Annotated in this window: 18 protein-coding genes; 11 read left to right on the top strand and 7 right to left on the bottom strand. The window is 73.3% G+C overall.

Annotation, left to right across the window (positions count from 1 at the left end; translation table 11 throughout):
- The first annotated feature begins 363 nt into the window (after window positions 1-363).
- Entirely contained in the window at window positions 364-1,116 is a 753-nt protein-coding gene (locus P2H44_RS23895; RefSeq protein ID WP_275767773.1) for a sulfite exporter TauE/SafE family protein, read from the top strand.
- 16 nt (window positions 1,117-1,132) lie between these two features.
- Here P2H44_RS23895 and P2H44_RS23890 read toward each other — a convergent pair whose 3' ends face one another.
- Window positions 1,133-2,248, bottom strand: a complete 1,116-nt coding sequence (locus tag P2H44_RS23890) for a CaiB/BaiF CoA transferase family protein (RefSeq protein WP_275767771.1) — start codon at window positions 2,246-2,248, stop codon at window positions 1,133-1,135.
- A gap of 249 nt (window positions 2,249-2,497) precedes the next feature.
- Between P2H44_RS23890 and P2H44_RS23885 the strand changes: the two genes are divergently transcribed.
- The 6 genes from P2H44_RS23885 (at window position 2,498) to P2H44_RS23860 (ending at window position 10,883) form a co-directional block, all read left to right on the top strand.
- Entirely contained in the window at window positions 2,498-3,802 is a 1,305-nt protein-coding gene (locus P2H44_RS23885) for an amidohydrolase family protein (RefSeq protein WP_275767769.1), read from the top strand.
- Window positions 3,803-4,304: 502 nt separating this feature from the next.
- Window positions 4,305-5,294: a BMP family protein gene (locus P2H44_RS23880; RefSeq protein ID WP_275767767.1), complete on the top strand. Its 990-nt coding sequence runs from the start codon at window positions 4,305-4,307 to the stop codon at window positions 5,292-5,294.
- Window positions 5,295-5,362: 68 nt separating this feature from the next.
- On the top strand, window positions 5,363-6,769 hold the full coding sequence (locus tag P2H44_RS23875) for an amidase family protein (protein WP_275767765.1): 1,407 nt from the start codon (window positions 5,363-5,365) through the stop codon (window positions 6,767-6,769).
- On the top strand, window positions 6,766-8,319 hold the full coding sequence (locus tag P2H44_RS23870; protein WP_275767763.1) for an ABC transporter ATP-binding protein: 1,554 nt from the start codon (window positions 6,766-6,768) through the stop codon (window positions 8,317-8,319). The genes P2H44_RS23875 and P2H44_RS23870 overlap by 4 nt, the downstream gene beginning before the upstream one ends.
- Before the next feature lie 73 nt (window positions 8,320-8,392).
- Window positions 8,393-9,442: an ABC transporter permease gene (locus P2H44_RS23865; protein WP_462976323.1), complete on the top strand. Its 1,050-nt coding sequence runs from the start codon at window positions 8,393-8,395 to the stop codon at window positions 9,440-9,442.
- Window positions 9,443-9,941: 499 nt separating this feature from the next.
- Entirely contained in the window at window positions 9,942-10,883 is a 942-nt protein-coding gene (locus P2H44_RS23860) for an ABC transporter permease (RefSeq protein WP_275767759.1), read from the top strand.
- A 96-nt stretch (window positions 10,884-10,979) separates the two neighbouring features.
- Here P2H44_RS23860 and P2H44_RS23855 read toward each other — a convergent pair whose 3' ends face one another.
- A complete protein-coding gene (locus tag P2H44_RS23855; RefSeq protein ID WP_275767757.1) occupies window positions 10,980-11,669 on the bottom strand; it encodes a flagellar hook capping FlgD N-terminal domain-containing protein in 690 nt (229 codons plus the stop codon).
- Window positions 11,670-11,678: 9 nt separating this feature from the next.
- Window positions 11,679-13,304: a flagellar hook-length control protein FliK gene (locus P2H44_RS23850; protein WP_275767755.1), complete on the bottom strand. Its 1,626-nt coding sequence runs from the start codon at window positions 13,302-13,304 to the stop codon at window positions 11,679-11,681.
- Between the two features lie 103 nt (window positions 13,305-13,407).
- Here P2H44_RS23850 and P2H44_RS23845 point away from each other — a divergent pair, with 103 nt between their 5' ends.
- A complete protein-coding gene (locus P2H44_RS23845) occupies window positions 13,408-13,725 on the top strand; it encodes a rod-binding protein (RefSeq protein WP_462976321.1) in 318 nt (105 codons plus the stop codon).
- Window positions 13,722-14,147 carry a hypothetical protein gene (locus tag P2H44_RS23840; RefSeq protein WP_275767753.1) on the top strand — a complete coding sequence of 142 codons (426 nt, stop codon included), beginning with the start codon at window positions 13,722-13,724 and terminating at the stop codon, window positions 14,145-14,147. The genes P2H44_RS23845 and P2H44_RS23840 overlap by 4 nt, the downstream gene beginning before the upstream one ends.
- Before the next feature lie 508 nt (window positions 14,148-14,655).
- Here the strand turns inward: P2H44_RS23840 and P2H44_RS23835 are convergent.
- The 4 genes from P2H44_RS23835 to P2H44_RS23820 form a co-directional block, all read right to left on the bottom strand.
- Complete coding sequence (locus tag P2H44_RS23835; protein WP_275767751.1) at window positions 14,656-15,498, bottom strand: DUF1217 domain-containing protein; 843 nt, start codon at window positions 15,496-15,498, stop codon at window positions 14,656-14,658.
- Window positions 15,499-15,510: 12 nt separating this feature from the next.
- A complete protein-coding gene (flbT, locus tag P2H44_RS23830) occupies window positions 15,511-15,927 on the bottom strand; it encodes a flagellar biosynthesis repressor FlbT (RefSeq protein ID WP_275767749.1) in 417 nt (138 codons plus the stop codon).
- A gap of 1 nt (window position 15,928) precedes the next feature.
- A complete protein-coding gene (flaF, locus tag P2H44_RS23825) occupies window positions 15,929-16,354 on the bottom strand; it encodes a flagellar biosynthesis regulator FlaF (RefSeq protein ID WP_275767747.1) in 426 nt (141 codons plus the stop codon).
- A gap of 181 nt (window positions 16,355-16,535) precedes the next feature.
- Window positions 16,536-18,110, bottom strand: a complete 1,575-nt coding sequence (locus P2H44_RS23820) for a flagellin (RefSeq protein ID WP_275767745.1) — start codon at window positions 18,108-18,110, stop codon at window positions 16,536-16,538.
- Between the two features lie 404 nt (window positions 18,111-18,514).
- On the opposite strand from P2H44_RS23820, the gene P2H44_RS23815 reads away from it, so the two are divergent.
- Both P2H44_RS23815 and P2H44_RS23810 read left to right on the top strand, forming a co-directional pair.
- Window positions 18,515-19,723: a coiled-coil domain-containing protein gene (locus P2H44_RS23815; protein ID WP_275767744.1), complete on the top strand. Its 1,209-nt coding sequence runs from the start codon at window positions 18,515-18,517 to the stop codon at window positions 19,721-19,723.
- A 3-nt stretch (window positions 19,724-19,726) separates the two neighbouring features.
- Window positions 19,727-21,640, top strand: a complete 1,914-nt coding sequence (locus tag P2H44_RS23810; protein ID WP_275767742.1) for a peptidoglycan -binding protein — start codon at window positions 19,727-19,729, stop codon at window positions 21,638-21,640.
- The last annotated feature ends 191 nt before the right edge of the window (window positions 21,641-21,831 follow it).

Raw genomic sequence — 21,831 nt, 5'->3', positions numbered from 1 at the left:
TCGCCCGGCGCCCCGGCCAGCCCTCTCCCGGCCCCTCGCCCGGCGCGCAGCGCCGAAGCCGGGCGCAGCCCGGCTCGCCCCCCGCGCCGGCCCCTCTCCGCCTCCGATCCGCCGAGCCGCCCTCCGCGGCTCCGCCCCCCGCCGTTCCTCCCGGCGCGAAGCGCCAGCCCGGGCGAAGCCCGGCCCCGCGCCGCGTCCTCCCCCGCGCGCAGCGCGAAACCCGGGCGAAGCCCGGCCCGGCGCCCGGCCGCAGGCCTCTCGCCCCACGGAGGCGCGCTCTGCATACAACCGCATACATTTCGCTTGACGCGGCGCCCGCCGAGCCGCAGACCGGACACCGAGAGGACCCGCCCGGAGAGATCCATGGACCCCGCCGCCCTCCTGCCCGAGGGGCTCGCCCCCCTGACGCTGGCGCTGATCTCGGCGGCCTCGTTCTGCACCTCCTTCATCACCGCGGCCTTCGGCATCGGCGGCGGGGTGGCGATGCTGGCGATCCTCGCCTCGCTGCTGCCGCCCGCCGCCCTGATCCCGGTGCACGGGCTGGTGCAGTTCGCCTCCAACGCCGGCCGCGCCGCGACCCTGCGCCCGCATATCCAGCGCGGCCCGCTTCTACCGTTTCTCGTGGGCTCGACGCTCGGCGCAGCGACCGGCGGGCTGGTCGCGGTCGAACTCCCCCCCGCCGCCGTCGAGATCGGAATCGGCCTCTTCGTGCTCTGGTCCGCCCTTTTCACCCCGCCGAAGGCCCTGCGCGCGGGCGCCGGCCCGGCGGGCTTCGTCTCGACCCTTCTGACGATGTTCTTCGGCGCGACCGGCCCGTTCGTCGCGGCCTACGTGAAAACCCTCTCGCTGGGGCGGATGGAGCATGTGGCCACCCACGCCGCGATGATGACCGCCCAGCACCTGCTGAAGGTGATCGCCTTCGGCTTCCTCGGCTTCGCCTTCGGCCCCTGGCTGCTGCCCGTCGCGCTGATGGCCGCGACCGGCTTCCTGGGCACGCTCGCCGGCAAGCGCGCGCTGATGCGCATCGACGACCGGATGTTCAAGCGCGCGCTCGCGGCCCTGCTGTGCCTGCTCGCCGCCCGCCTGATCTGGAGCGGGGCCGCCGACCTGCTCTGAGGCCGGCGGCGCGCCCTCAGCCGAACTCGGCCCGGATCGCCTCGTCGTGCTCGCCCACGCCCGGCACCTTGCCGTAGGTCGGCGCGTCGCCCGCCACGATCGCGCCCGGCGCGATCAGCTCCACCGGGCCGCCGTCGGTCGAGACCGAGATCAGCCGGTTCTGCGGATGCTCCATCAGGTCGGCCATGCCGTTCAGGCGCCCGTAGGCGATCTTCGCCGCGTCCAGCTTCGCCGCCAGTTCCTCGCGCCCGTGCTGCCGGAACAGGTCGGCCACCCGCGCGTCGAGCTCCGCCCGGTTCTCGATCCGCGCGGTGTTGTCGTGGAAGCGCGGGTCGTCGGCCATCTCGGCGTTCCCCAGCACCTGGTCGCACAGCATCCGCCACTCGCGCTGGTTCTGGATCGAGATCAGGATCGCCCCGTCCGCGCAGGGAAACACGCCGTAGGGCGCGATTGTGGGGTGGCGCAGGCCCTCGCGCTGGGGCGGGCGGCCGCCGTAGCGGGCCTGGAGGTAAGGCACGTTCATCCAGTCGGCCATGGCGTGGAACAGGCTCACCTCGATCTGGCGCCCCTGCCCCGTGCGCCCGCGCCCGATCAACGCCTGCAGGATCGCGGCATGGGCCGTGATCCCCGCGCCGATGTCGCAGATCGAGACGCCCACGCGCGCTTCTTCCGTCGGCGACCCGGTGATCGAGGCGAGCCCCGTCTCCGCCTGGATCAGCAGGTCATAGGCCTTCTGGTCGCGCCGCGGCCCGTCCTCGCCATAGCCGGAGATCGAGCAGGTGATCAGCTCCGGCCGCTTCTTCCTCAGCTCCGCCATGCCGTAGCCCATGCGCCCGATGGCGCCCGGGGCGAGGTTCTGGATGAACACGTCGGCCTTGTCCAACAGCCGGCCCAGCAGGGCGTGGTCGTCGGGGTTCTTCAGGTCCAGCCGCAGGCTCTCCTTGCCGCGGTTGAGCCAGACGAAATAGGCGCTCTGCCCCTCGACCATGCGGTCGTAGCCGCGGGCGAAGTCGCCCTCGGGCCGCTCGATCTTGATGACGCGGGCGCCGGCGTCGGCCAGGCGCGCCGAGCAGTAGGGGGCGGCGACCGCCTGCTCCACCGCCACCACCAGCAGTCCTTCGAGATCGCGCATGTGTCCTCCGGGGCATCGGCCGGCGGGGGCGCCGGCGGGATCTTCGGCCGGCGTCGGCGCCGGCGGATTGGCCGGCGCGGGTCCGGCGCCTCTTTCCACCGGAAGCCGGGCTCCGGGTCAACCGTCCGGCCGGTCGAGCCGCCCGGACGCCGGGCGGGGCGGAGGCATGGGGGCCGCGACGCGCCGTGCGTTGCGCAGCCGCGCCCCGCGTGCTGATCTGGCCGCGCCGGTCGAGAACGAGGGGACCCCATGCTGCAGCTGAAGATCGAGAACGCGCGCCTGCCCGCCGCCTCCGGCCTGGCGACCGACCCGGTCTGCGTCGCCGTGGCCGAGGGCCGGATCGTTGAGATCGCCCCCGTCATCGACGCCCCCGCCGAGCGCACGATCGACGCCGGGGGCCGCCTGCTCTCGCCCCCCTTCGCCGATCCCCATTTCCACATGGACGCGACCCTCTCGCTGGGCCTGCCGCGCCTCAACACCTCCGGCACCCTGCTCGAGGGCATCGCGCTCTGGGGCGAGCTCAAGCCCCTGCTGACGGTCGAGGCGGTGGCCGAGCGGGCGCTCCGCTACTGCGACCTGGCCGTGGCCCAGGGCCTGCTCGCCATCCGCACCCATGTCGACGTCTGCGACGACCGCCTGACCGCCGTCGAGGCGCTGCTGGACGTCCGCCGCCAGGTCGCCCCTTGGATCGACCTCCAGCTCGTCGCCTTCCCCCAGGACGGCCTCTACCGCGACCCCACCGCCCGCGCGAACCTGCTGCGCGCGCTGGACATGGGCGTCGACGTCGTCGGCGGCATCCCGCATTTCGAGCGCACCATGGCCGACGGCGCGGCCTCGGTCCGCGAGCTCGCCGAGCTCGCCGCCGACCGCGGCCTGATGCTCGACCTGCATTGCGACGAGAGCGACGATCCGATGTCGCGCCATGTCGAGACGCTGGCCGCCGAGACCGTGCGCTGCGGCCTCCAGGGCCGGGCGGCGGGCAGTCACCTCAGCTCGATGCACTCGATGGACAACTACTACGCCTCGAAGCTGATCCCCCTGATCGCCGAGGCGCAGCTGCACGCGATCCCCAACCCGCTGATCAACATCACCCTGCAGGGCCGCTCCGACACCTACCCCCGCCGCCGCGGCCTGACGCGGATCCCCGAGCTGCGCGCCGCCGGCGTGAACGTGGCGCTGGGCCAGGACTGCACCATGGACCCGTGGTATCCGCTGGGCTCGGGCGACATGCTCGACGTCGCCCACATGGCGGTCCACGCCGTCCCGATGACGAGCCGCGAGGCGATGGCTTGGACCCACCACGCGGTGACGGTGAACAACCGCCTCGCCATGGGCCTGCCGGACCCGACGCTGCGCCCCGGCGCCCCGGCCGACTTCGTCCTCCTCCAGGCCCGCGACGCGATCGAGGCCGTGCGCCTGCGCGCCACGCGCCTAGCCGTGGTGAAGGCCGGCCGGGTGATCTCCGAGACGCCCGAGCGCGTCGCCGCCCTCTCCCTCCCCGGCCGTCCCTCCGCCGTCGACCCCGCCGCCTACGCCCCCGCCGCCGAGGGCTGACCGCCCGCCCCACGCGCCCGCCGCCGCAAGCCCTCCCGGGAGCGCCTGTTCTCCGGAGCCGTCTCTCGCTGATGCCGTAAAGAGCGACTCGTCCGCCGGGGTCAGGGATCGCGAAGCGACCCCGCGCTTGCGCGGGGCTTGTCCTTGACCCCGGCGGGCGAGTCGCTCAGGCATCACCAGCGAGAGACGGCTCCGGAGGACAGGCGCGGGCGCTTTGTTCTTGGGTGAGTCAGGAGCGCCGCGACGCCCGCCCCCAGCGCCCCCCCGGCTGAAGGCGATCCCGCCCGCCACAAGCCCAAGCCCGCCCGCAGGGCGCCTCCGTCCCCGCCTCCCCTTTCGATTTTCGCCGCAGCGCACAAGCGCGCTGTTGACAGCCGCGTCGCTTCTCCCGTCTCATTTCCTGATCGGTCAAAAATGCTGCGCCCCACGCCGGCGCATCGCGTCCCCGCCCGCGTCCATCACAACGGCCCCAAGGCCGGAGCCTTCCCGACAGGAACAGCCCATGCCCATCACCCCCTCCCGCCGCCAGCTCCTCGCCGGCGCCGCCACCCTCCTCGCCGCCCCCGCCGTGCTGCGCCTTCCGCGCGCCCGCGCGGCCGGGCCGGTGAAGGTCGCCGCCGTCCACGCCTCGCCCGTCGAGAACGCCTGGAACAGCCGCATCCACTCCGCCATGCAGGCCGCCGCCGACGACGGGCTGATCACCTACGAGTTCTCCGAGGGCGTCAGCGCCACCGACTACCCCCGCGCCATGCGCGAATACGCCGAGGCCGGCGCGCAGCTGGTCTGGGGCGAGTCCTACGCGGTCGAGCGCGACGCCCGTGCGGTGGCCAAGGACTATCCCGAGACGGCCTTCCTGATGGGCTCCTCCGGCGGGCCGCAGGGCGACAACTTCGGCGTCTTCGGCACCCGCAACCACGAGGCCGCCTACCTCGCCGGCATGCTGGCCGCGAGCCTCTCGAAGACCGGAACCTTCGGCTCCGTCGGCGGCTACCCGATCCCCGAGGTCAACATGCTGATCAACGCCTTCCGCTCCGGCGTGAAGGAGGTGAACGCCGACGCGAAGTTCCTCAACGGCTTCATCGGCGCCTGGTTCGACCCCGCCAAGGCGAAGGAGGCCGCGCTCGCCCAGATCGACGCCGGCGCCGACGTCCTGTTCGGGGAGCGCATCGGCACCGCCGACGCCGCCAAGGAGGCCGGGATCAAGGCCGTGGGCTCGCTGATCGACTACACGCCCCGCTACCCCGACACGGTCTTCGCCAACGCCATCTGGAACTACCGCCCGACCGTCGACGCGATCGTCAAGGACATCACGGAGGGCGCCGCGACGGGGCGCGACTACACCGAGTATTCCTTCATGAAGTACGGCGGCAACGAGCTGGTCTACGTTGAGTCCATGGTCCCGGCCGAGGCGATCCCCGCGATGCAGGCCAAACAGGCCGCGATCCAGGCCGGCGAGTTCGACGTGCCGATCGACGAGTCCGAGCCCGCCTGATCAAAGCCCGCCTGATCCAAGTCTGGCGCGGGGGTCCGCCCCCGCGCCTCTTCCCAGGGGGGACGCCCATGTCCGGCCGCATCGGCGGAGACGCAACCGCCCTCGCCCGCGCCATCGCGGACGGCCGCCTGACCGCGGCCGAGGCGATGGAGGCCGCCCTGCTGGCCGCCGAGACCGACCCGCTGGGCGCCATCGCCCGGCTGGACCCCGCCCTGGGCCGCGCCGGCGCCGCGCGCGCCGATGCGATCCTTGCGGCCGGCGCGACCGCCGCCTCCGCCCCGTTCCGCGGCCTGCCCTTCCTGGGCAAGGACCTCGGCGCCTCCGCCCGCGGGCTCGCGGCCTGCGGGGGCAACGCGGCGCTTCGCGAACGCACCCCGGACCCCGAGGCGGACGACGCGCTCTTCGCCCGCTTCCGGGCCGCCGGCCTGGTCCCCTTCGGCCTCACCACGGTCCCCGAGTTCGGCAACGCCCTGACCTCCGAGCCCCCCGGCGCCCCCCCGGCCCGCAACCCGTGGAACCCCGCGCTCTCGCCCGGCGGCTCCTCGGGCGGGGCGGCGGCGGCGGTGGCCTCCGGGATCGTCGCCATGGCGCACGCCACCGACGCCGCAGGCTCGATCCGGGTGCCCGCCGCCTGCTGCGGGCTGGTCGGCCTGAAGCCCTCCCGCGGGGCGACGCCGATGGGGCCCGGCTTCTCCAACTGGCTGAACGGGTTGGTGGGCGAGGGCGTGCTCGCCCGCTCGGTCCGCGACGTGGCCGCGATCTTCGCCCCGATCTCGGGCGAGGCGCAGGGCCCCGTCCCCGACCCCGCCCTGCGCGGCATCCCCGCGACGCCCCGCGTGGCGCTGGCGATCTCCCCCGCCGTCTCCGAGGCCTCCGCCGCCGCGGCGCGCGAGGCGGCCCAGGCCCTCGGAGGCCCCGTCCACGCGCTCGACCCCGCCGCCTGGGCGGCCCTCTCGGACCGCGCCGCGGCGGTGGCGGACCTGGTGCTCGCCGTCTCGCTGGCCGAATGGGTGGACGCCGCGGGCCTCGCCGAGCATGAGATCGCCCCGATCTCGGCCGCCGCCGCCCGCCACGGCCGCGCCCTCTCCGCCCCCGCCTTCTTCGCCGCCACGCGCGAGGCCGCCGGCGTCGCCCACGCCATGTGGGCCCTCTTCGCGGACGCCGACGTGATCGTCGCCCCCGTCCTCGCCGACGGCCCGCCCGAGATCGGCGCCTTCGATCCCGCCTCCACCGACCTCGACGCCCACCACGCGAAGATGGACGCGACCGCCCCGGGCGTCGCGCTCGCCAACGTCTCGGGCTTCCCCGCGCTCGCCCTGCCCTTCGGGATGGAGGGGGGCCTGCCCCGCAGCTTCCAGATGATCGCGCCCTTCGGCTCCGGCCGCGCCCTGCTGGCGCTGGCCGCCCGGCTCGAGGACCTGGCGCCCTGCCCGCCATTCCCCCGCCTCGCCGGCCTGCCGGAGGACCTGCGATGAGCCCGGTGCTGGAGCTCGACGGCATCACCAAGCGCTTCGGGCCGCTGGTGGCGAACGAGGACGTCTCCCTGACGCTGGCGCAGGGCGAGATCCTGGCCCTGCTGGGCGAGAACGGGGCCGGCAAGACGACGCTGATGAACATCCTCTTCGGCCACTACACCGCCGACGCGGGCGCGGTGCGCGTCTTCGGCCGGGAGCTTCCCCCCGGCCGTCCCCGCGCCGCCATCGAGGCGGGCGTGGGCATGGTGCACCAGCATTTCACCCTCGCCGGCAACCTGACGGTCCTCGAGAACGTCCTGATCGGGTCCGAGCCGCTGTCGCGCCTGATGTCCTCGACCCGCCCCGCCCGCCGCCGCCTGCGCGACCTGGCGGAGCGCTTCGGCCTGCCGGTGAACCCCGACGCCCGCGTCGGCGACCTCTCGGTCGGCGAGCGCCAGCGGGTGGAAATCCTCAAGGCCCTGTATCGCGAGGCGAAGATCCTGATCCTGGACGAGCCCACCGCCGTCCTCGCCCGCCCCGAGGCCGAGCGCCTGTTCCAGACCCTGCGCGGCATGACCGCCGAGGGCCTGTCGCTGATCTTCATCTCCCACAAGCTGCACGAGGTCATGGCCGCCTCCGACCGCGTCACGGTCCTGCGCCGCGGCCGGGTGGCCGCGGAACGACGCACCTCCGACACCTCCGCCTCCGCGCTCGCCGAGCTGATGGTCGGCCGCCGCGTCGCCCGCCCGGTGCGCGAGGCGCAGGCCCCCGGCGCCCCCGTCTGCATCGCCTCGGCCGTCACGATCACCGAGGACGGCCGAGACCTGCTCGACGAGGCCGATTTCACCGTCCACGCGGGCGAAATCCTCGGCATCGTCGGCGTGGCAGGCAACGGGCAGGCCACGCTGGGCCGCCTGCTCTCCGGCCTCGCCCGCCCGACCCGCGGCCGCATCACGCTGGGCACGGACGACCTCGGCCGCATGACTCCCTCGGACTGCGTCGCCGCCGGCGTCGGCCGCATCCCCGAGGATCGCCACGCGCAGGGCGTCGTCGGCGAGATGACGGTGTGGGAGAACGCCACGCTGGAACGGCTCTCCTCCCCCGCCTTCTCCTCCCGCGGCTTCGTGCGCCGCGCCGCCGCCCGCGCCTACGCCGCCGAGCTGATCCGCCGCTTCGACATCCGCGGGGCCGAGCCCGACACCCGCGCCCGCCTCCTTTCGGGGGGCAACATGCAGAAGCTGATCCTGGGCCGGAACCTGGCGCAGAACCCGCGGCTGATCCTCGCCAACCAGCCCACCCGCGGTCTCGACGAGGGCGCGGTGGCCGCCGTCCATGCCGAGCTGCTAGCCGCCCGCGCCGCGGGCGCCGCCGTGGTGCTGATCTCCGAGGATCTAGACGAGGTGCTCGGCCTCGCCGACCGCATCCAGGCCATCGTCAAGGGCCGCCTCTCCCGCCCGATCCCGGCCGAGCAGGCCTCCGCCCGCCGCATCGGCCTGATGATGGCCGGCGCCTGGGAGGAGGCCGACCGCCTCGCGGCCGCCGGCGACGACCTTGCGGAGGCCCCCGCCTGATGCGCCGCGCCCCTCGCCCGACCGCCGTCGCGATCCGCCTCCCGGCCTCCCCCCTGCCGGAGGCCCGCGCATGATCCGCCTCGAACGCCGCCCGCAGCCCTCCTTCGCCTGGGCCGTGGGCGCGCCCTTCGCCGCGGTGCTCGCCTCGCTGGTCCTCTGCGCCGGGCTGATCGCGCTGGCCGGCGTCAACCCGCTCGAGGCCTATGCCGAGATGCTGCGCGGCGCCTTCGGCTCCCGTCTCTCGATCACCGAGACGCTGGCCCGCGCGACGCCGCTGATCCTCACCGGCCTCGCCGCCACCGTCGCCTTCCGGGCGCGGCTGTGGAACATCGGCGGCGAGGGCCAGTTCTACATGGGCGCGCTCGCCGCCGCCTGGCTGGGGTCCGAGGCGCTGGCGGGCCTCCCCCCCGCGCTCGGCATCGCCGGAGTGATGGCCGCGGGCATGGTCGCGGGGGCGCTGCTGCTCCTGGTCCCAGCCTTCCTGCGCGTGCGCTTCGGCGTGGACGAGGTGGTGACGACGCTCCTGACCAACTTCATCGTCATGCTTTTCGTCGGCATGATGGTCGAGGGCCCGCTGAAGGACCCGCTCGCCTTCGGCTGGCCCCAGTCCGTGCCCGTCGCCGACGATCTGATGCTGCCCAAGCTGATCGAGCGCACGCGCCTCCACGTCGGCCTGCTGATCGCCGTCGCCGTGGCGGGGCTGGTGTGGCTGATGCTGGCGCGCACGGTCTTCGGCGCCCGCGCCCGCGCCGCGGGTCTCTCGGCCGGCGCGGCCGAGTTCGCGGGCGTGCCGCTGTCGCGCACGCTGCTGGGCGTGGCGCTGATCTCGGGCGCGCTGGCGGGGCTCGCCGGGGCGATCGAGGTCGCGGGCGTGAAGGGCTACGTCACCACCGACCTCTCGCCCGGCTACGGCTATTCCGGGATCGTGGTGGCGATGCTCGCGGCCCTTCACCCGATCGGCGTGGTCGGCGCCGCGGTCTTCGTGGCGGTGGTCTTCGTGGGCGCCGACGCGATGTCCCGCGCCCTGGGCGCCCCCACCTTCATCGCCGACGTGATCGTGGCGGTCTCCCTGCTGACGATGCTCGTCGCCCTCCTCTTCGCGACCTACCGGGTGCGCCGATGACCCTGCCGCCGCTGCACCGGATGACCGACCTATCGCCCGAGCCCTGCGCCGACGCCCGCGTCGGCTCCTCGCGCCCGTGTTCCCGATCCGGCCGGAACCCGCTCCCCGGCGGGCATCCTCCAACCTCGCGCCCCGCCTGCGCCGCAACGAGAGCCCAATCTCGCGCCGAGGCCCCCCGCTCCGCCCCGCGCCCGATCCCCTTGCCGGACAGGAGCTGCGGCCCCGCAGGGGCGTCGAGCCCCTGCGCACCCGCGCGCCGCCTCCGCGGCGCCGACGCCGCCCTTGCCGTCGCCTGGCACAGCGCGGACCGGCCCGCCCGGCGACGCGAAGCCCACGCAACCGGTCTTGCGATGGCGCGCGACCCGTGGCCCGCTCGTCCAAGCGCAGGCTCTCCGTACTCCACCGCACAGGATCGACAGAGCTCCACGCACCTCGGGCGGACCGGCACACCGTCTCGAGGACCGGCCCCGTCCGTCATCCTCAACCAAGGGGTCGAGCCATGATCGACGCGCTCGAGATCCTGACCACCGCCTCTCTCTGGGCCGCGGTCCTGCGCATCGCGACGCCCCTGATCTTCGGCGCGCTCGGCGCGCTGATCTGCGAGCGCTCCGGGGTTCTCAACCTCGGGATCGAAGGCATCATGACCCTGGGCGCGATGATCGCCTGGCTCGCCGCCTACCAGGGCGCCGACCTTTGGGTCGCGCTGCTCGCCGCGGCCGCGGCGGGCGCCTGCTTCGGCCTGCTTCACGCCTTCCTGACCGTGCCGCTGGGCCTGTCGCAGCACGTCTCGGGCCTTGGCATCACCTTGTTCGCGTCCTCCTTCACCTACTACGTCTACCGACTGGTGGTGGTCGTCGGCGACTCGCCCCCCACCATCGAGCCCTTCCAGCCGCTGGCCATCCCCGGCCTCTCCGACCTGCCCTTCGTGGGCCCGGTCCTCTTCTCCCAGATGGCGCCCACCTACGTGGCGCTGGCCGCCGTGGCGCTCGCCGCCTGGGTCCTGGCTCGAACGCCGCTCGGCCTCGCGGTGCGCATGGCCGGCGAGAACCCCCACGCGGTCGAGGCGCAGGGCCTCAACCCGCTCGGCATCCGAACCGGGGCGGTGGTCGTCGGCTCCGCCCTCATGGCGCTCGGCGGGGCCTTCCTGACCACCGCGGCCTTCAACAGCTTCTTTCCCCAGATGGTCCAGGGTCGCGGCTGGATCTGCATCGCGCTCGTGGTCTTCGCGGGCTGGCGTCCCGGCAAGGCCCTGCTCGGCGCGCTGCTCTTCGCCTTCTTCGACGCCTACCAACTGCGCCTCCAGCACGTCGTCGAGGGCCTGCCCTACCAGCTGTTCCTCATGGCGCCCTACGTCCTGTCCATCGTCGCCCTCATCGTCGTCGCGCGCCGCGGCCGCGCCCCCGAGGCCCTGATGGCCCCCTACCGCCGCGGAGAACGCTGAGCCCGTCCCCGCATCGACGCCGCGGCCCTCGTCGGGTCGGGTCCCAGCAGGATCCAACAGCCCACAGCCGCACCGGCCAGCCGGCCGCGAGACCGGTCATCCCTCCGCCGCCCGGATGGCGACGACCTCGTCCGCCCCGATGCGTTCGCCGCCCTCCAGCACCAGCAGGGGCGCGTCGCCGCCGAGCTGCAGCTCGGTCACCCGCGCATAGGCGCGGCCCGGCCGGCTCTCCAGCAGTTCGGCGTCGCCCAGGTAGTCGAACGAGAAGCTGTAGGCGCCCTCCGGCGCCTCGCCCGAGGCGGTCTCTCCCGCCCAGACCAGCTCCGTCGCGGCCGGGTCCACCTCGACCCGCGCCACTTCGGTCCCTGCGGCGTTCTTCACCACCAGAACCGCGCGCTCGGCCTCCGCGACGGGCTCCACGTCCAGCGAGATCGGGTCGCCGTCGAAAGGCACGCTCGCGGCCGACTGAACCTCCTTGCCGATCCATTCCGCCAGGCCCGCGCCGTCGCCGCCCAGCGCCTGAAGGATCGCGTCCAGCCGGTCGTTCGAGCGGATCTGCTGCTCCACCGCCGAGAAACTGGCGAGCTGGGCCACGAACTCGGTCGATTCCACCGGTTTCAGCGGATCCTGGTTGCGCATCTGCGTAGTCAGGAGGCTGAGGAAGGTCTCGAAATCGCCGGCCGCCTTCGCGGCGGCCCCGGACTCGGCGCTCGAAGCCGGCCCCGGCGGAGAGGTCGGCGCGCCCCGGATGCCGGCGGCGACGGGCGAGGTGGCGATGTCTGACATGGCAGGCTCCTATACTCTGAGATCCAGGCCGCGCTGCGCCGCGCCGCCGAAACGCGGCGGCGGCGGCTCGACCGCGGGATCGCCGCTCTCCGCGACGCGGCCGTCGGCCGGCGCGCGCCCGCCGTCGCCGCCCTGGCCAAACTGCAGGTCCACCTGGGCGTGCCCGGCGTCGGCCAGAGACTGACCCAGCATCTCGGAATGTCGGCGCAACAGGTCCGCAACCTCGGGCCGGTCGGCGACGATCGCGACGACCAGCCCATGCTCATGCCGCGACATCGACATGCGCACGCGCCCCAGCTCCGGCGGGTCGAGGGTGATCTCGATCTCCCCGGGCGTCTCGCGGCGCGCCAAGCGCACCGCCTGCTCGGCCACCGCCTGCGCCGCGGGCGGCGCGGGTGCGGCCGTCGGGGCCGAAGGCGCGGTCTGCCCTGACGGAGCGCTTCCGCTTGCAGACGTGACGACGGGCCCCGCTTCCGTCTCTCCCAAGGCAGGAGCGCCCGAGACCGAAGCGTCTGGTCGAGACGCCTGCTGTTGCTCGGAAAAGGTCATGCCGGCCGGTCCTGCCGTGACGAGCGGCGGGGACGCTGTCGCCGCGGCGCTTCCCCCAACTGCAGCGAAGCCCGGTCCGGCCCGCGGCGGCGGCGCGGCGATAACCGCCGAACGGCGCGAGGGCTCGCCCTCCCCGGTTTCCTCTCGCTTCGAACGGCTTTCGCTCGGCTTCAGATCGGGCTCGAAGCGCTGAGTCGCGGCGGCGAGACCAGGCTGGACGGGCGGACTGGGCGCTCGCGACGCCGCGGACATGATCGGAGCATCCGGACGAGGCGGCGCCGTGGCCTCGAGGGAACGAAGAACCGCGTCGCGAGACTCGGTCGCCGGCGCCGACCGCGCACCGGCAGGGGCGATCTCGGGCCGGGATCCCTTGGCGGTTTCGGCCTGCTCCTCCATGGGCGCCGGCGGAGGCCCCGCGCCCTCGACGATCGTCGTGCGACCAGAGGCGACGGTCGCCGGCCCGACAGGGTTTGACGGGACCGCAGCCGTGTCGCGCGCGACCGAAGGCTCCCGTCCAAGCCCCTGCCAAGAGAAGAACTCCGGCGGCGAGGCGAAGGTCGTCGTCGGCCCCGGAGACATCGCAGGCGAAGCGCGGGACCCGACCTCGGCGCCGGTCGGAGCCGCCGACGCCCCCGTCGACCCCGCGACCGCCGGCCCGGCAAGCGCGCGAGTCGTCCCGTTCGTCGCCGCTCCCTTCCGAGCGGCGGGACCCGAGCCGGTCGTCTCGTCGCCTGTTCCATCGGCGAACGCCGTTGCGGCCACGCCTGTTCGCCGCTCGATGGCGATGCGCGGAGGGACGGCGGTGGCCGCGACGTACGGGCCGAGCGCCGGCCAGGCCCCCTCTGACGGTTGGCTCGACGCCTCGAACGCGGCGCCGAAGTCGACCGCGACGCCGGGCGTGGGGGGAGCGGCTTCCGCTTTCTCGTGCCGCGCACGCCCGACAGGCTCCCGCTGGGAAGCTCGACCGGCGGCTTCGGATGCGGGAAGCTGGGCGGTCGACTGCGCGTCCGGGCGCGCCCCAGGTCGGTCGCGAAGCGGGACGCCTGGGGGACGGGACGCGCCGTCCGGGATCTCGAGATGGGGCATGGGACGCATTCTGCTCCGCTCTTGGGTCGGGGCGCAGGATGACCGCGAATCGTTACCCAACGTTTACCGAAGCCGGGGTAGCGATGGCGCAAGGAGATCCGCGATGACCGACGCCCCCGCCCCTCTGCGCCCAAGCCGCGAAGCGCCCTTGGCGCAACCGTCGATCCGCCGTCCGCCGCCCGGCGCCGAGGACGCGCGAATGCGGGCGGCGGCGGTCGAATTCGAATCGATGTTCCTGGCGGAAATGTTGACGGCCGCCGGCCTGGGCCGCCCCCCCGAGGGGTTCGGCGGCGGCGTGGGGGAGCAGGCGTTCGCAGGCCTCCTGGTCCGTGAACAGGCCCGGCTTTGGGCCGAGCGGGGGGGGATCGGCCTCGCGGAAAGCATCTACCGATCCCTCGTCCGCGACGCGGCGGCGACATGAGCGACGATCGTCCCGCCTCGGCGTCCCCTAGTCCGGCCCCCGAAGGCAGCCGCATTGGCGCGGCCCTGCGCGGCGCCGCATGGCGAGGCCGCGCGCGGCAGGTGCGCGCCCTGCTCGAGGAGGAGCGGGAGCTGATTCTCCAGGGCGACCTGCGGGGACTGGCCGGCCACGCCGCCCGGAGCCGCACCGCGCTGGAGGACTTCTTGTCGAGCCCGCCCGCCGGCGAGACGCCTGAGCGGGAGCTGGAACGGATCCGGGACGCCGCCGCCCGCAACCGTCGCCTTCTCGCCGCGCTTCTCGAGGGAGCGGCGGCCGCCCGGCAGGAGTTGGCGCAGCACGAGAAAGCACGCTCGCAGCTGGGCTATGACCGGTCCGGCGGCGTGGTCACCGGATCAGGGCCGGGCCGCGGCCGAAGAGCCTGATCCATCCAGCTCGGGTCTCGACCCACAGGATCACAGAGCGGCGGAGCCGATCCCGTTGCCGACAGCCCGGCGCGACTTGCGATCCCCCATGCGCCGCCCCTCGGCGACGCTTTCGCCGCGATCATTCGAGTTCTCGGCGCCATGGGCGGCCTGCCGCCTCACCATCGTGCCGAACGGCGAGCCAGCCGCAACTCCAGCCACGTCTCGCTTGATGTCCGAGACAACTCCCAAGGGAGGCTCATCGTTTGCGTTTCGCTCTCGAGATGCTGGGGCGCGCTTAGATCGCCGCCCTCCCAGCATCGCAAACGGATGCGCGCCATCTCTCGCAAGCCGCACGCTCGGTCACCCGAAAGCGTTCTGCGCTTGGGGCGTCGCGAAATGTCCAACCGGGTTCGGGGCTTGCGCCTTCAGGCAAGGCGATGACTCTCGCCGCCGGTGTTCATGGCAGGTGCTCTCCTCGCCCAGAGGGCTCGCCTCCAGGGAAATGCCGACTCCGCCCCAATTGTTTTCAGCCGAAGCGGGATTGCACCAGGTTCGCGAAACTCGCCGCGCCCGCCTGGAGAAGCGTCACGGCGCCCTGTCCGGGAACATAGCCGCCCGTCCCGTTCTCGGCGGCCGAGCGCGCGAGGAAACGGCGGATCATCGTGTCGACCTTTTCCGGGTCCGAGAAAACGGCGATCGATTCCTCTCCGAACAGCTCCCGCGTTTTCGCACGCAGGGTCTCGCGCTGCTGATCCAGGTCGATCTGGGCGAAGGCGTCGGGCAGGCCGTAGGCTTTCTCGATCACGGCCCGAAGCGGGCGGTCGCCCAGCGCCGCGAACCACGACGAGCCGTCGCGGCCGGTCCGCTCGGCCTCGGCGGCATGCTTGGCAAGCTCACGTCGGGCGTTCATCGCCAGGCGGAGATCGGAATCGGCGTCGCCCACCGCCACCTCGAACCGGCGCTCCTTGTAGGCGGTCGCGATCTTGTCGGCGAAGCCCGCATCGACCACGCGCGCGCCCAGGACGCTGCCGTAGCCGAAGGCGTTCGCCAGATCGCGATAGCGCGGGTCCACCAGCCGATTGGCGAAGGACCGCGTGTCCAGCGGATCGCTCTCCAGCACCTTGCGGATGAAGGCACGCTTGTCGATCTCGTCCTCCAGGCCGAAGGCGCCCAGCGCCACCTGCAGCAGCTGGCGGTCGTTCACAAGATCCTCGGCGGTGGCGGCTTTGTGGATCGTCTCCTGGAAATGGGCGACCGCGCGGGTGATCTCGGGGGATTTCTCGAAGGTCTCGCGCTGCCGGTCCTCGATGCGCTGCAACAGGGACCAGCCGGCGACGCCGCCGAGGGGGAGAAGCGGGGTGAAGGCCATGGCCGGCTCCGCCTACTGCGCGGCGGTGGCGGAGGAGACGGCCAGCAGCCGCTCCTCCCGCGGGAGGAGCGTGCGCAGGGTCTTGAGCGACTGGTAGAAGCGCTCGGCGATCGCGTGCTCGGTCGCCTCGGTCAGGCGAGCGCGGCTGTCGGGGTCGTCGAAGACCTGGCTCAGCTGCTCGATCCCCGCCAGGATCTGGCGGCGGCCCTCGGCGGGTGCGGCCTCGCCGGCGAGCACCAGCTGGGCGATGTAGCAGACCCGGCGCACGGGCGTGGTCACCTCGTGGGGGTGGATCGCGTCGCGCAGGCGCAGGACGTTCGCCTCGGGCGTCAGGATGTTGATCCGCGTCCGGCGAGGCCCGTTCTCCATCACCACGCCGTTCACCATCACCCGCTCGCCCGGGCCGAGCTTCAGGATCAGGCCGGGCATCTCAGGGCGCCTCGACCTGGCCGCGGAGGCCCTTCATCACGCTGGCATTGATCTCCACCAGCGGGGCGGCCGAGATCTCGCGCTTCACCAGGCGGGGCGTCTCGCGCTCGACATAGGCGGCGAGCGACAGGAGGCCCGCGCGCAGCGTCTCCGGCAGGCCGTTCTCCTCGATCATCAGGTCGGCGGCGAGGGTCAGCCAGAGGCGCAGGTTGTCGTGCGCGGCGGAGGCGAGGCGGCTGTAGGCGCCGATCTCGCCGGCTTCCAGCGCCGCCTGGGCTTCGCTGAGGCGATGGGTGACGCGGGCGAAGATGCGGTACTCGGCCTGGCGGGGCGTCAGCGCCGCGTGGGCGGCGTCCCCATAGGCCGGCCGGCGGTCGGCGCCGCGGCCGAGACCGGATCGGGAGGGAGAGAGCGCGGCGGCGGTCATGGCGGCTCCTGGGTCTGGCGAGGTCCGGCGCCGGCGATTCAGGCCCTGGCTGCGCGTCCCGCCGTGAAATCCCGTGCGCCCCGTTCCCCGGCGGCGGCGCGCGAGCGGCGCGCGCCCCCCGCGCGCGGGGCGGGGGCGGTGGTGGGGAAGGCCGGGTTCCCGGCCTTCCCCGTCGTCTCCCTTAGCGGAAGAGCGACAGCACGCTCTGCGGCGCCTGGTTGGCGATCGACAGCGCCTGGATGCCCAGCTGCTGCTGGACCTGCAGGGCCTGCAGGCGGGCCGAGGCCTCCTCCAGGTTGGCGTCGACCAGGGCGCCGATGCCCGAGGTCAGCGAGTCGGACAGCGACTTCACGAAGTCGGCCTGGATGTCGATCCGGCCCTGGACGGAACCGAACTCGGCGGCCGCGTCGATCGAGGTCTGGATCAGCGACTCGATGTTGGCGAGCGCGTTCTCGGCGCCGTCGGCGGTGGTCACGTCGATGCCGTCGAGGCCCACCAGGCCGCCCGAGGACACGCCGCCCGAGCCGTCGTCGACCGTCAGCGCCACCGTGGCGGCGTTGTCGTTGTCGATCTGCAGCGTCGGGGGCTGCGAGATCGGGTCGTCCGACAGGTTCACCTGCACCGAGATGCCGTCGATGCCGCCCGCGTCGATCACGCGCTTCAGGCCGGTCGCCACGTCGTTGAGCGTGTCGCCCTCCTTCGCGGTGTAGTCGAAGTTCTGGCCGCCCAGCGAGATGCGGAAGCCGTCGCCCTCGTTCACCACGCCGCCGGTGTTGCCCGCGCCGCCCAGCGACACGGTCTCGGCCCGGGCGGTCAGGGTGCCCGCCGCGCCGGCCGCGCCGGCCGCGATGGCGCCGCCGGCGTCCGGGTCGACCACGAAGGTCGTGGCGCCGGTGGAGGAGCCCTGCATCGTGATCGAGTCGAAGGCGTTGGTCGACGAGATCGTCACCTCGCCCGCGCCGGTCACCGCGGTGGTCACCCCCTCGACGCCCAGGTTGGCGAGACCCGCGGCGACGATGTCGTCGAGGTCGGCCACCGCGATCGCGGCGCCGGTGTTGTTGGTGTAGGTGAACTGCTGGTCGGCGAAGTCGATGGTGATCGTGTCGCCGTTCGCCATGTCGGTGGCGATGGTGATCGTCGCGTCGTTCGCGGCGTTCGACAGGGTGGCGCCGGCGCCCACGGTGTAGGTGCCGTCGTCGGCCACGGTGCCGATGCGGTCGATGGCGCTCGCGGTCTCGACCGTGCCGGCCTCCGAAGTCAGGTTCTGGCCGCGGAACGAGATCGAGGACGAGGAGACCGACCCGTTGCCCGCGCGGTCGAGCGACGACAGGACCGAGGTCTCGTCATAGGAGTCGACCAGGTTCTTGCCGTTGAACTGGGCGGCGCCGAGCACCGAGGTGATCTGGTCGCGCAGCGCGTCGATGTCGGTCTGGATCTTGGCGCGGTCGACGTTCTCTTCCTGCGCGGCGACGATCTTGCCCTTGATGTCGGTCAGCAGCTCGGTGACCGTCTCGGCCGCCTGGCGGCCGACCTGGACCGTGGACTGGCCGAGCGACAGCGATTCGCTGATGCCCTTGAAGCCCTTCACGTCCGACTGCATCACCGAGGAGATCGCCCAGACGGCGGCGTTGTCCTTCGCGGACCCGACCTTCTTGCCGGTCGAGATCTGCTCCTGAATCTGGGTCAGACCGCGGTTGGTCTGGTTCAGGGTCTGCAACGCGACCATCGCGCTGGTGTTGGTGAGAATGCTGGCCATGTGCTCCGTTTCCCGTAGCTGGCGGCGCGCCACGCGCCGCGTGAGTGCAGACCGACCGGGAATTTCCCCCGACCGGAGAGAACCGCCCTTCTGACGGAGCGCATCGGGCGTTCGACCCGCCGCGCCGGCCCACCCCTTGGGGCCGCAGCGAGGGGATTAGCCCGCCAGCCGCTAACGAGGCGTTACCGAGGCGCCCCGGAGCGGTGCGACTTCCCTCGGTTTTTCAACACCTCCGCGGAAATCCGCCCGCGAACGCGCGCGCGCTCTTTTCTTCCTTGGCCGGTCAGGCTCTGTTAACTGAACCGAGGGCCTGATCCGCCCGAACGCAGACGGACGGGACGCGCGGCGCGCAACACGCGCCAGGCGCGCGCAGGGGCCGAGCAACAGGGGGACCGGAGCCGCGGATGGCCATCGTTCAGGACCGAAAGATCGAGTTCTCGCAGCCGGTCAGGCAGATCGTGATGATGGTCGCCGTGCTGGCGCTGGTCGCGGTCGGGGTGTTCTTCCTGCTCGGGCCCATCGAGGCGGTGTTCTCCGCCAACGTCTGGCTCAACGGCTTCATCGCCGGCGTCTTCGTGATCGGCGTGCTGGCCTGCTTCTACCAGGTGGTCGCGCTGGTGCGCGCGGTGTCCTGGCTTGAAGGCTTCGCCATTGACCGCCCGGGGCATGAGTTCGTCAACCCGCCGCGCCTGCTGACCTCGCTTGCCTCCCTGCTGCGCGACCGCCGCGCGCGCGAGGCGCTGACCGCGACCTCCTCGCGCTCGCTGCTCGACACGGTGGCGACCCGTCTCGACGAACAGCGCGACATCACCCGCTACATCATCAACCTGCTGATCCTGGTGGGCCTGCTGGGCACCTTCTGGGGCCTGTCGAACGTGGTCCCCGGCATCGTCGAGACGATGCGCTCGCTGTCCGGCGCGCAGGATTCGAACACCGATTCGATGCAGGTCTTCGCCAACCTGATGGCGGGGCTGAACAGCCAGCTCGACGGCATGGGCACCGCCTTCGCCTCCTCGCTGCTGGGCCTCGCGGGCAGCCTCGTGGTGGGCCTGCTCGACCTCTTCGCCGGCCACGGCCAGAACCGCTTCTACCGCGAGCTGGAGGAGTGGCTGTCGTCCATCTCCCGCATCTCGCTGGGGGGCGGCGAGGGCGAGGCCTCGGTCGCCGCGCTCGCCGCCGACGCGCTCGACCGCAACGCCGACCAGATCGAATCCCTCGTCGCCGCGCTCCGCGACGCCGAGGACCGCCAGCGCGCCGCCGACGCGAGGCTCGAGACGCTGGCCGCCGGCCTCTCCGGCCTCGTCCGCGCGCTGGAGGAGGAGCGGGAGACCCGCGCCGCGGCCCCTGCGCCCGAGGCCGCCGTCGCCTTCGACGACACGAACCTCACCGCCCGTCTCGACCGCGTGGCCGCGGCGCAGGAGCGGGTGGTGCACCTGCTGGAACGCGCCCAGGACAAGGAGGAGACGGACGAGGGCCGCCAGCGCCTGCGCTCCATCGACCTCCAGCTCACCCGCCTGCTGGAGGAGGTCTCGGCCGGCCGGCAGGAGGCGACGGCCGAGCTGCGCATGGACCTCGCCCGCCTGACCCGCGCCGTGACCGGCGAGCGGGGCTGACGCATGGCGCTCTCCAGACGCAACCAGCGCTACGAGAGCAACGTCTGGCCCGGCTTCGTCGACGCGATGACGGCGCTGCTGCTGGTGCTGATCTTCGTCCTGTCGATCTTCATGATCATCCAGTTCGTGCTGCGCGACCTCGTCACCGGCAAGGACGCCGAGCTCGACAACCTCACCGCCCAGCTCGCCGAGGTCGCCCAGGTCCTGTCGCTGGAACGCTCCCGCGGGGAGAACCTTCAGGGCGAGGTGAACACGCTGACCGCCACGCTGGCGCGCGAACGCTCCGAGATCGACCGGCTGACGGCGCTGTCGAACTCCCTGACCGCCGAGCGCGACGCGGCGGCGGCGAAGAACGACGAATACGAGGCACGCGTCGCCGCCCTGCTCGACGACATCGGCGCCGCGCGCGACCGCATCGGGACCCTGACCGCCCGCGTCTCGGAGGTGGAATCCGAGCGCGACGCCCAGACCGCCCGGGCTGAGGACCTGACCCAGGACCTCACCCAGGCCCGCGCCTCCATCGACGAGCTGGAGGCCGCGCGCACGAAGGCGATCTCCGAGCAGGAGGCGATGCAGCTCACGCTCGCCCGGATGCGCGACGAGATCTCCGCGCAGGAGGAGGCCGCCCGCCTCGCCGCCGCCAAGACCGAGGCGCTCGAGGCCCTGACCGCCGACCTGCGCGCCAAGGCCGAGGAGACGCAGGCCACCCTCTCCGAGACCCTCCAGTCGCTGGCCGAGCGCAACCGCGCGATCGAGGAGAAGGACGCCGCCATCGCGTCGCTCAACGCCGACGTCGAGGCCGCCGAGCAGGCCCGCGCCGAGCAGGAGGCCGCCCGCGAGGCCGCGCAGACCGAGCTCGTCCAGCTCCGGGTCACCGAGGCGGAGAAGGAGAAGCTCCTCGCCGCCCTACAGACCGACCTGACCGAGGCCGAGAAGCAGAAGGCCGCCGAGGCCGCCGCCGCCGAGGCCCTGCGCGCCCGCCTCGCCGACAGCGGCGACGAGCTGACCGCGATGGAGCTCGCCCTCGAGGAGCAGCGCCGCAAGGCCGAGGAGACGCTGACCCTCCTCGCCGCCGCCAACGCCGCCAAGTCGGAGCTGGAAGGCAAGGTCGAGGCGACGGAGGAGGAGCTCGCCGCCGTCCGCAAGGACATGACCGAGCGCGAGGCGATCCTCGCCGCCGCCCAGCGCCGCCTGACCGAGGAGCAGACCTCCGCCGCCGACGAGGCCCGCCGCGTCGCCCTGCTCAACGCCCAGGCCCAGGAGCTGCGCCGCCAGCTCGCCGGGTTGCAGGAGCTGCTGGACGCGGAGGAGTCGAAGAACGACACGCTCAAGGTCCAGGTCTCCAACCTCGGCAGCCAGCTCAACTCCGCCCTCGCCCGCGAGCTCCAGCTCAAGCGCCGCGAGGCCGAGCGCAACGCCCAGGAGGTGGCCCGGCTGGAAGCGGAGAAGAAATCGCTCGAGGCCCGCCGCTCCGAGTTCTTCGGCCGCATCCGCGAGGCGATCGAGGGGCGCGAGGGCGTCGAGGTCGTGGGCGACCGCTTCGTCTTCCAGTCCGAGGTGCTGTTCGACCAGGGCTCCGCCGATCTCGGCCCAGACGGGCGCGCGGCGCTGGACGATTTCGCCCAGCTGTTCCGCGACGTGCAGGACGCGCTGCCCAACGAACTGCCCTGGGTGCTGCGCGTCGACGGCCACACCGACGACGTGCCCCTGTCGGGCGCCGGCCGCTACCGGGACAACTGGGCGCTGTCGCAGGCGCGCGCGCTGTCGGTGGTGCGCTACCTCGCCGACGCCCAGGGCTTCCCGCCCGAGCGCCTGGCCGCCAACGGCTTCGGCCAGTACCAGCCCATCGACCCCGCCGACACGCCCGAGGCCCGCGCCCGCAACCGCCGCATCGAGCTGAAGCTGACCGAGCGCTGAGCCCGGCGCCGCGCCTGCGGGCCGGCTCTGGCTGCCCTCGCGCCGCCTGCCGGAGCGCCCAGGGCCGTCGCCCCGCCCGCGGCGGTCCCTCCCGGAAATCCGCGCCTCCGGCCTCCGGCGGCTCGCCTCGTCAGGCGCGACCCACCCCCGGACCTCTCGAAAGGTCCAGCGAGACCGCCGCGCCGGCGGCC

Origin of the sequence: Albimonas marina (genome assembly GCF_029223255.1) — a bacterium.
Taxonomy (GTDB): Bacteria; Pseudomonadota; Alphaproteobacteria; order Rhodobacterales; family Rhodobacteraceae; genus Albimonas.
This window is presented reverse-complemented; position numbering and strand designations above follow the sequence as displayed.